The following is an 8,225-nucleotide window of genomic DNA, read 5'->3' as shown; positions in this document are numbered from 1 at the left end:
GCGGCTGTCACGACCGAAGGGAGTGACTGGATGGAGCGAAGCGGAAGGTCTCCGGAGGAGAGCAGCCGACGCTCGGAGGCAGGATGACATAAAGAAAGAGGATGACCTCTAAGTCCTTCTGGACTTTTTAGTCAGCCTCTTATTTTTCTGCATGTAGAAGAACTTATTTCTTCTTCGCACCGTATCTTGAGTAGAATTTGTCGACACGACCTGCAGTATCCACGAGCTTCATCTTTCCAGTGTAGAAAGGATGTGAAGTGTTAGAGATCTCGACCTTGATTACAGGGTACTCAACGCCTTCGTAAACGATGGTCTCTTTGGTGGAAGCGCAAGAACGAGTGATGAATACAACATCGTTCGACATATCCTTGAAAGCTACAAGACGGTAGGTTTCGGGATGGATTCCTTTTTTCATTTCCTTAAAATTTATAGTTAACTATTTTGGAACGGCAAATATACATTTCTTATTTGATTATCGCAAGCCTTATTTCAAAAATACGAAGAAAACGGCAAGTATGAGGCATCCGAATGCTGCGATATGATTCCACTGTATAGGCTGACCTTTGAACATTACGGTTACGACGATGGTGAATACTGTAAGTGAAATCACTTCCTGGATCACTTTCAACTGCATTAGGTTGAATGGACCGCCGTTTCCAACGAAACCTATTCGATTCGCCGGTACCTGTGCACAATACTCGAAGAAGGCGATACCCCATGAGAATAGTATAACCAGGATAAGTGGCCAGTTGTCAGAGATATGCATCTCCTGAAGCTTAAGGTGTCCGTACCACGCGAATGTCATCATGATATTCGACACTATAAGCAATAGAATTGTCCAAAAGAACTGCATGGCTTATTGTTTATTACGGTGGGCAAAAGTAGTCTTTTTTTGTGATTTGCTTCAGATATTTCTTAAATTTGTATGATATACCATTGAATTATGACACTCATCAAATCTATTTCCGGTATCCGCGGCACAATCGGTGGCGCACCGGGCGATTCACTCACTCCTATAGATATCGTTAAGTTTACCTATGCATACTGCGAGAAGCTTCGCGAAAGAAGGCCGAAGCCAGCAGACGAGAGATATAAGGTTGTCGTCGGTAAGGACGCCAGGATTAGTGGAGAGATGGTTGAGAACCTTGTCGTTGGATCACTCCTCGCATGTGGTGTCGATGTGGTCAAGGCAGGCTTCGCTTCGACTCCGACAACCGAGATGGCAGTAGTGTTTGAGCAAGCTGACGGAGGTATTATCCTCACTGCGTCCCATAACCCTATGCAGTGGAATGCTATGAAGCTCCTCAATGAGAAGGGAGAGTTCCTAAATGCTGCAGAAGGTAATGCAATCCTCGAGTGCGCAGAGAAGGAAGATTTCAATTTTGCCGGAATAGACGAGATCGGAATCGTCGAAGAGACAGATTTCACTGATGCCCACCTTGACGCCGTGCTTGCGCTTCCTACCGTGGACGTGGACGCAATCAAAGCTGCGGGATTCAAGGTCGTACTTGATGCGGTCGATTCAGTGGGCGGCATTATCATGCCTAGACTCCTCGAGCGTCTTGGTGTGGAGTGCATCGGTCTCAATTGTGAGCCTACCGGTCATTTCTCACACAATCCAGAGCCTCTCCCACAGAATCTCATCGAACTCAGCGAGACCGTAGTCCGCGAAGGCGCAGATCTCGGTATATCTGTGGATCCGGATGTTGACAGGCTTGCTTTCATCCAGGAGGATGGTAAGCCTTTCGTAGAGGAGTATACCCTTGTCAGTGTCGCCGACTATCTCCTTGAATGCGCAGAGAAGGCAGGATGCAAGAATATCGCTACAGTTTCCAACCTTTCTTCAACCAGGGCACTTCGTGACGTGACTGAGGCTCACGGAGGTGTATACTACGCTGCGGCGGTAGGAGAGGTCAATGTTACTACGAAGATGCATGAAGTCGGTGCTCTCATCGGAGGAGAAGGAAATGGTGGTGTAATCTATCCTGCGCTTCACTCAGGTCGTGACGCGATGGTAGGTGTCGCTCTCTTCCTCAGCAATCTTGCCCATAAGAAGATGAAGGTAAGCGAACTGAAAGCGACCTATCCGCAGTACCAGATTGCGAAGAACAAGATTCAGCTCAGCGATTCTGCCCTTATCGACAAGATCCTCACAGAGATGAAGGCTGTCTACGCGAAAGAGAACATCAACGACATCGATGGCGTGAAGATCATTTTCGAGCAGAAGAGGGAGTGGGTGCACCTCAGGAAGTCGAATACCGAGCCTATCATCCGAATCTATGCAGAAGCTGCGACCATGGAGCGTGCTGACGCCCTTGCTGCTGAAATCATCGAAATCGCAAACAAGATAATCGAAGGCTGATGTTCTCATTCAGGACCACACCGCTCGAAGATCAGCTCGACAAGGCCCTCTGGGAGGGTAAGGTTGGCTGCTTCTGTACCCAGAACTGTTGGGATACTGAGCATGGGCGCTATATGTACAATATCTTTTCGGAGAGAGGCAACCTCAAGGTGATATTCTCGCCGAGGGATACTGAACTAACCCCGCTTACCAACCATATTGACATAATCGAGTCCGAGATTCCTTCTCTCAATGCCATTGTCGTGGAGATTCAGGACGTGGGCTCACGCTATTTCAATTACACGAAGGACCTCTTCCGCCTGATGAACATTCTTAAGGAATATGAGGATGCACCTTCCCTGTACATAGTAGACCATATCAATCCTGCAGGAAGGACGGTAGAGGGATCGATGCCGCTGGCCGGCGTCGAACAGTTCGTGCCGAAGGTCGCACACCGTCATGGCCTGACGCTCGGAGAGCTGGCTTACCTGTATTACTCTGAGATCGGAGCCAAGTATCCTCTCCATGTCATCTCTGCCCTCGCAAGCGATGCTACCAGGCAGCTGATGCCATGGACAATTGCGCCTGCTTCGGATATTCCTGGACTTTTCACTTGCGACATGTATAGTGGAGGTGGTCTTTGGAACAATACCAACATCTGCCCGGGAATCGGTACCGCGAGGCCGTATGAATACATAGGGGCACCTTTCGTGAAGACAGCTGCAGGAGAGCCTGTGCCTCAGCCTGCAGGTGTGATGATGCGTCCTTGTTCATTTACACCTTCCACCGGACGCTATCAGGGGACCAAGTGCTTCGGATATCAGATCATGCTTCAGCCTGGAGCCGAGTACCATTCTCTGATGCACACCCTCCAGCTCATGCACTATTTCAAACAGCGCTATCCGGAATTCAATCTGGACGACGAGTTTGCCCTCAAACTTTCGGATCCTCTCCTGATGGACTATATACTCGGAAAGGTCGAATGGGACGAGGCTCATGAGCACATCAAGCTCGAAGAGCAGAAATGGATCAGGAAGGCAAAGAAGTTCACCCTCTATGAGGATGCCCCATATAGAATCAAATAAATCTAAATAATATGAAAACAAATAAAAGAATATTCTCAATCCTGTTCGTCGCATTGTTTGCGCTTATGACTCTTTCTGCAGAAGGTAAGAGCAAGGTTAAATATGTGTTCTACATGATCGGTGACGGAATGGGAGTCAACCAGGTCTACAGTACCGGCGTCTATAACCAGGCTGTCGGAGGATCTGTAGTCAATTTTACCGAATTCCCATATTTCACAACAATTTCGACTGTTTCTGCGAGCTCACGTGTCACGGACTCAGCCGCTGCTGGTACTGCTCTCGCCTCAGGTGTGAAGACAGAAAATGGCCGACTCGGAACTGATCCTTCAGACAAGCCGGTCGTTACCGTTGCAGATATGGCAAAGGAAGCCGGTTGGGGTGTGGGCCTCGTTACAAGCGTAGGTATCAACCATGCGACACCTGGAGCATTCTATGCAAAGGTTGCCAGCCGCAATATGTATGATGAGATCAATCAGAACCTCATCGATTCAAAGGTTGACTATGCAGCAGGAGCTACTTTCCTCTCTAACATGAAGGAGAACGCCGGCCCTAAATATTGGGCTTCTAAGGCGGAAGAAGCAGGCATACATATGATTTATGGTCCGAATGCCTATAAGCCTGTGGATGGCCGCGTAATACACCTTGCAGGCCTTACTGGACCAGACAGCCTTCCTTATGCTATCGATAGGCAGCCTGGCGATACCCAGCTTTCTGATTTTACCAAGGGTGCTATCGAGCATCTCTACAGCCACTATGCAAAGAAGGGCTTCTTCCTCATGGTAGAGGGTGGAAAGATCGACTATGCATGTCATGATGACGATGCTGCAACCACTTTCGAGGAACTCAATGACTTTGCGAATACTATCGACGTCGTTCTCGATTTCTACAGGCAGCATAAGGACGAGACCCTTATCATCGTAACTGCAGATCATGAGACAGGCGGACTCAGCATCGGTAATGGCCTCTATGAGCTTCATGAGGATATCATGCACAATCAGAAAGCGTCGTTGGGTGTTATCAATGCAAAGCTTATGGAGCTTCGCACTTCAGACAACAACACTTGGGAAGCAGTAAAGGCGCTCTTCTCTCAGACTCTTGGACTTTGGAGCAAAGTCCCTGTTGCAGAGCCAGAGGAGGCTGCCCTCAAGGCGCTTTACGATAGGGCGAAGGAAGGTTCAGAAGAGCAGGTTCGTAGCCTCTATGCTCTCAATAGCAGGCTCGCAGACAGCGCGATGAGACTTCTTACCAGAAAGGCAATGTTCAGCTGGATCTCAGGAGCGCACTCAGGTTCTCCTGTAGGATGTTGGACCATCGGCGCAAAAGCTGAAACTTTCACCAGCTGCCGTGACAATACCGATGTACCAAAGACTCTTGAAAAGGCAATGGGACTGATTAAGTAAACATTTTTTAAGAAATATGTCGTTTGGATTTGCAGTGTAAGATTTTTTGCCTATATTTGCAATCCCAAACGATAAATGCTGGGTTCGTATAACGGTTAGTACCCAAGATTCTCAATCTTGTAATAGGAGTTCGATTCTCCTACCCAGTACTACAAAGGACAGCTCGATGAGTTGTCCTTTTTTTGTCTCTACCTGAAGTATTATAAAAAACAGGCTGGCCCGTAAGGACCAGCCTGTTTTATCTTTTCATGAATCTTCTTATTAGATCATGAGTGATGCTACGAGTGCGAGGATCGCATAGAACTCAGGAAGAGCGGCGTAGATCATGGTGTTGGTCTGAACGTCGTGACCCTGGCTGATACCAACGATACCGTTAGCACAAACCTGACCCTGACGGATTGCAGAGAAGAGGCAAACTACACCTACTGCAAGACCTACTGCGAAATAGAGGAAACCGCTTTCTGCCATTGCGACTGCAGTCTTAGGCCACATGAGGAATGCTACGAAACCGTAGAGACCCTGTGTTGCAGGCATGGCTGAAAGAATCATGTAGCTTGAAGACTTTTCTGCGTTCTTCTTCAAAGCGCCTTCCGCTGCGTTACCAGCGATTGTTGTTCCAATACTTGAACCGATACCGGCGAGGGCAAGCATAAGGCCAAGGCCGAGAAAACCGAGAATTGTAGATAACATAGTTTTGTAATTTTATTTGTTTGTTTATTATTTCTTTAATGGGTTGTACTCAGTACCCTTGCCTTCGTATCCGCTGTTCTTGAAGTACTCAACGAAGGTAAGACGGAGAGGGTGGACGAACGCACCGAGGCTTGACATGAGCAGGTTGAGCGTATGTCCGAGGAAGAGGATGATCACGTATGGAAGCCAATGCCAGGTAGGATGATCACCGAGGATCATGCCGCCGAGATTGTTAAAGGCTCCACCGAGCATTCCACCAGCGAGTCCGAGGGCGTAAAGACGGATGTAGCTCAATACGTCGCCGAGAATACCGGTAGCCATGTTATAGGTGTCCCAGAGGCCGGCGCCGATGTTGATGAGCGGATTACGTCCAGGCTTGTTGAAGATGTAGATTGCGAGTGCCGAAACGGCTCCGATTCCGATGAGGAGGATCTTGGTGACCGCTGCAGGGAGGAAACCGACCATCGCACCTATTGCGACTACGATTCCACCGACGATCAGAAGAAGCCAACCCCATGAGCTGATAGTCTCCTTGAATCCGAATCTCTGGGTGTAGAGGACGGCCTTGATGACCATCGCAAGGCAAAGGTGGAACACACCGATGCAGATTGCGAGTATCATCTGGAGAGAATAGCTTGAACCGGCGACCTCGATGTCCCCGCTGAGCATTACGCTCTTGAGGGCATCTGGAACCCATGAGGCTTCCGCGAGGTTGATGCCGAATGCAGTGCCGAGGAAGAAGCCTACTACAGTGGTGGCTGCTCCGAGCACGGCAATAAGCTTGCCTATGCTTGAGAACATTCCGATGTTGACTATCTTCTTCTCCTGGAGTATACCGTAGATGAGAAGTATCACGCCATATCCGGCATCTCCCATACACATCGCGAAGAAGAGCATGAAGAAAATACCAAGTATAGGGGTAGGATCCCATTCTCCATATACAGGCATACCATACATTCCGGTGAGGCTCTCGAACATCTGGGTGAACTTGTTGTTCTTGAGCTTGATAGGAGGATTGTCCTCCTCCTTTGCATCCTCGCTGAAGTAGAGGACTCCCATCTCGTCGAATGCCTTCACGAGCTTTTCGTTCTCCTCTTCAGGAGCAAAGCCCTCGTATGTGCAGATATATCCCTCCGCAGCCTCAGTGGCCACGTTTGCTGCGAGATATCTGTCGAGATCCGCGGTCTTCTTTGCAAGGCCTTCTCTCATATGGGTGAGATACTTGTCCTTCAGGCAAAGGAGCTTACCCTTTTCGGAGATGACCTCATTCTCGAGTTCTGCAATCTTTGCCTGTGCCTGACCTGCTGAAAGCTCAGGTGCTGCACATTCTGCGACAGGGAACTCGTATGCCTCTCCGACCTTGGACACGGTTACGAACCATACGTTTCCGTTCTCCTTTGAGATCACCTCAAGCGGACAGATGGTCTCCCATGACTGGTCGAACTTCTTGTCGGATACACAATAGTAGTGGAGTGCAATGCCTTTCTCCGCAAGGGCATCAACAGATGCCTTGTCATATTCGCCCCATGGAGAGACCTGCTTCAGGCTCTTCTGGGCTACGGCGATGGCTGCAGAGAGCTCTTCGAGACGGGCCTTGCCGCCGAGGGTGCTCTGCATCTTGCATCCTTCGATGGTAGCAGAGTCTGCAGCCTTACGTATCTTCTCGTAATCTGCATCCTTGCTGTAGTCAAGAGACTCGAGCATGCTGATGGCCTGGCGTATCTTGAGTATCTTCTCAAGATACGCTGACGACTGCTCGTCAACAGGTTTGGTCGAACGGGTAATGTCGACCACGCCGAGTTCCTGAAGCTTCTCGAGGAATGCCTCACTCTCCTCACTGAGGAGAATGAAGGAGTATTTGGACATCTTACTAATCATTGTTCTGCTCCTCCTCTTCTTCTTCAGCAGCATGTCTGCTCTTCACGATCTTGGAAGCTGCCTTGGAGAGGTTCTCCTCGTCTTCCATGTATCGTTTGATCTTTCTGATGGCCTCCTGGTAACCAGGGATCTGAACCTTTTCGTAAAGGTTGACCTTCTGGGTGGTCTTCTTTCTCTGGTAGTCGAGGATGCGGCTCTTCTCGAGATAGACCTCTGACTCGATGCCAAGACGTGAGAGCTCCTTGAGGATGGTAACGCCGTCAGCGTACCATGCAGGCCTTGTGAAGGCGTTGAACTCGTTGATCTGGTAGTGGATCTCCTTCAGCTCAGGGGTCTTTACTCCGGCAACCTTGACGGTTACGAGGTCGACGTCCGTAATGCTGATGAGACCTGGCTCGAATTCGTTCCAGAGGGCTGCGAGATAGTCGTATCTCTTGAGGGCATCATCAAGATCCGCAATAAGCTTCTCTGACATAGCCTTGGCAGCGATGACGCTGACGCGGAGCGCACTCTCCTTGTTCTTCAAGGTAGGGAGTGCGTTCTGACGCATCTTCAGCTGCTTCCTGATATTGTTCAGGGAAGTCTTATTATATTGGAATTTGACTGCCATAGATAATTATTTGGTAGGCCAATACTTATCGATGAATACCTGCTTGATACCGGTCTCTGCCTGGGTGAAGTACTTCGCGAAGAGTTCCCATGCAGTGTCGAGGGTCTCGTTGATCGTGATGTTCACGTCGATAGCGAGAAGCCTTGAAGCATAGTCCTTTGCGTAGTCGAGGCAGCGAAGGTCATAGTCGCTGAGGTCGAAACCGTTCTCGAGCTTGGTCT

The 8,225-nt window shown here is 49.2% G+C and carries 8 protein-coding genes, 1 tRNA gene and 1 pseudogene; 4 read left to right on the top strand and 6 right to left on the bottom strand.

What is annotated here, in order from left to right; all coding sequences use genetic code 11:
* Positions 1–163: 163 nt before the first annotated feature.
* Positions 164–415, bottom strand: coding sequence for a type B 50S ribosomal protein L31 (locus tag AC06ND_RS01680; protein ID WP_475677259.1), 252 nt, complete (start codon positions 413–415; stop codon positions 164–166).
* Positions 416–484: 69 nt separating this feature from the next.
* On the bottom strand, positions 485–853 hold the full coding sequence (locus tag AC06ND_RS01675; RefSeq protein WP_475677258.1) for a DMT family protein: 369 nt from the start codon (positions 851–853) through the stop codon (positions 485–487).
* A gap of 90 nt (positions 854–943) precedes the next feature.
* Here AC06ND_RS01675 and glmM point away from each other — a divergent pair, with 90 nt between their 5' ends.
* The 4 genes from glmM to AC06ND_RS01655 all read left to right on the top strand — a co-directional run bounded on the left by glmM (position 944) and on the right by AC06ND_RS01655 (position 4,975).
* Positions 944–2,362 carry a phosphoglucosamine mutase gene (glmM, locus tag AC06ND_RS01670; RefSeq protein WP_475677257.1) on the top strand — a complete coding sequence of 473 codons (1,419 nt, stop codon included), beginning with the start codon at positions 944–946 and terminating at the stop codon, positions 2,360–2,362.
* Positions 2,362–3,426 carry an exo-beta-N-acetylmuramidase NamZ domain-containing protein gene (locus AC06ND_RS01665; protein ID WP_475677256.1) on the top strand — a complete coding sequence of 355 codons (1,065 nt, stop codon included), beginning with the start codon at positions 2,362–2,364 and terminating at the stop codon, positions 3,424–3,426. The genes glmM and AC06ND_RS01665 overlap by 1 nt, the downstream gene beginning before the upstream one ends.
* Positions 3,427–3,437: 11 nt before the next feature.
* Positions 3,438–4,826, top strand: coding sequence for an alkaline phosphatase (locus AC06ND_RS01660; protein ID WP_475677255.1), 1,389 nt, complete (start codon positions 3,438–3,440; stop codon positions 4,824–4,826).
* 77 nt (positions 4,827–4,903) lie between these two features.
* Positions 4,904–4,975: transfer RNA gene (locus tag AC06ND_RS01655), tRNA-Glu, on the top strand.
* Between the two features lie 112 nt (positions 4,976–5,087).
* Here AC06ND_RS01655 and AC06ND_RS01650 read toward each other — a convergent pair.
* From AC06ND_RS01650 to AC06ND_RS01635, 4 genes and pseudogenes are all read right to left on the bottom strand, one after another.
* Positions 5,088–5,516 carry an ATPase gene (locus tag AC06ND_RS01650; RefSeq protein ID WP_475677254.1) on the bottom strand — a complete coding sequence of 143 codons (429 nt, stop codon included), beginning with the start codon at positions 5,514–5,516 and terminating at the stop codon, positions 5,088–5,090.
* A gap of 27 nt (positions 5,517–5,543) precedes the next feature.
* Positions 5,544–7,382: a V-type ATP synthase subunit I gene (locus tag AC06ND_RS01645; RefSeq protein ID WP_475677253.1), complete on the bottom strand. Its 1,839-nt coding sequence runs from the start codon at positions 7,380–7,382 to the stop codon at positions 5,544–5,546.
* 4 nt (positions 7,383–7,386) lie between these two features.
* Positions 7,387–8,004: a V-type ATP synthase subunit D gene (locus tag AC06ND_RS01640; RefSeq protein ID WP_475677252.1), complete on the bottom strand. Its 618-nt coding sequence runs from the start codon at positions 8,002–8,004 to the stop codon at positions 7,387–7,389.
* A 6-nt stretch (positions 8,005–8,010) separates the two neighbouring features.
* Positions 8,011–8,225: pseudogene (locus AC06ND_RS01635) on the bottom strand (V-type ATP synthase subunit B); the annotation flags it as partial.

The sequence above is a fragment of the Candidatus Cryptobacteroides sp. genome, assembly GCF_056207615.1.
This window is presented reverse-complemented; position numbering and strand designations above follow the sequence as displayed.

Bases quoted from the DNA above. Each gene is read 5' to 3' on its own strand.
- AC06ND_RS01680 (WP_475677259.1), bottom strand. From the start codon at position 415: ATGAAAAAAGGAATCCATCCCGAAACCTACCGTCTTGTAGCTTTCAAG.
- AC06ND_RS01675 (WP_475677258.1), bottom strand. From the start codon at position 853: ATGCAGTTCTTTTGGACAATTCTATTGCTTATAGTGTCGAATATCATG.
- glmM (WP_475677257.1), top strand. From the start codon at position 944: ATGACACTCATCAAATCTATTTCCGGTATCCGCGGCACAATCGGTGGC.
- AC06ND_RS01665 (WP_475677256.1), top strand. From the start codon at position 2,362: ATGTTCTCATTCAGGACCACACCGCTCGAAGATCAGCTCGACAAGGCC.
- AC06ND_RS01660 (WP_475677255.1), top strand. From the start codon at position 3,438: ATGAAAACAAATAAAAGAATATTCTCAATCCTGTTCGTCGCATTGTTT.
- AC06ND_RS01650 (WP_475677254.1), bottom strand. From the start codon at position 5,516: ATGTTATCTACAATTCTCGGTTTTCTCGGCCTTGGCCTTATGCTTGCC.
- AC06ND_RS01645 (WP_475677253.1), bottom strand. From the start codon at position 7,382: ATGTCCAAATACTCCTTCATTCTCCTCAGTGAGGAGAGTGAGGCATTC.
- AC06ND_RS01640 (WP_475677252.1), bottom strand. From the start codon at position 8,004: ATGGCAGTCAAATTCCAATATAATAAGACTTCCCTGAACAATATCAGG.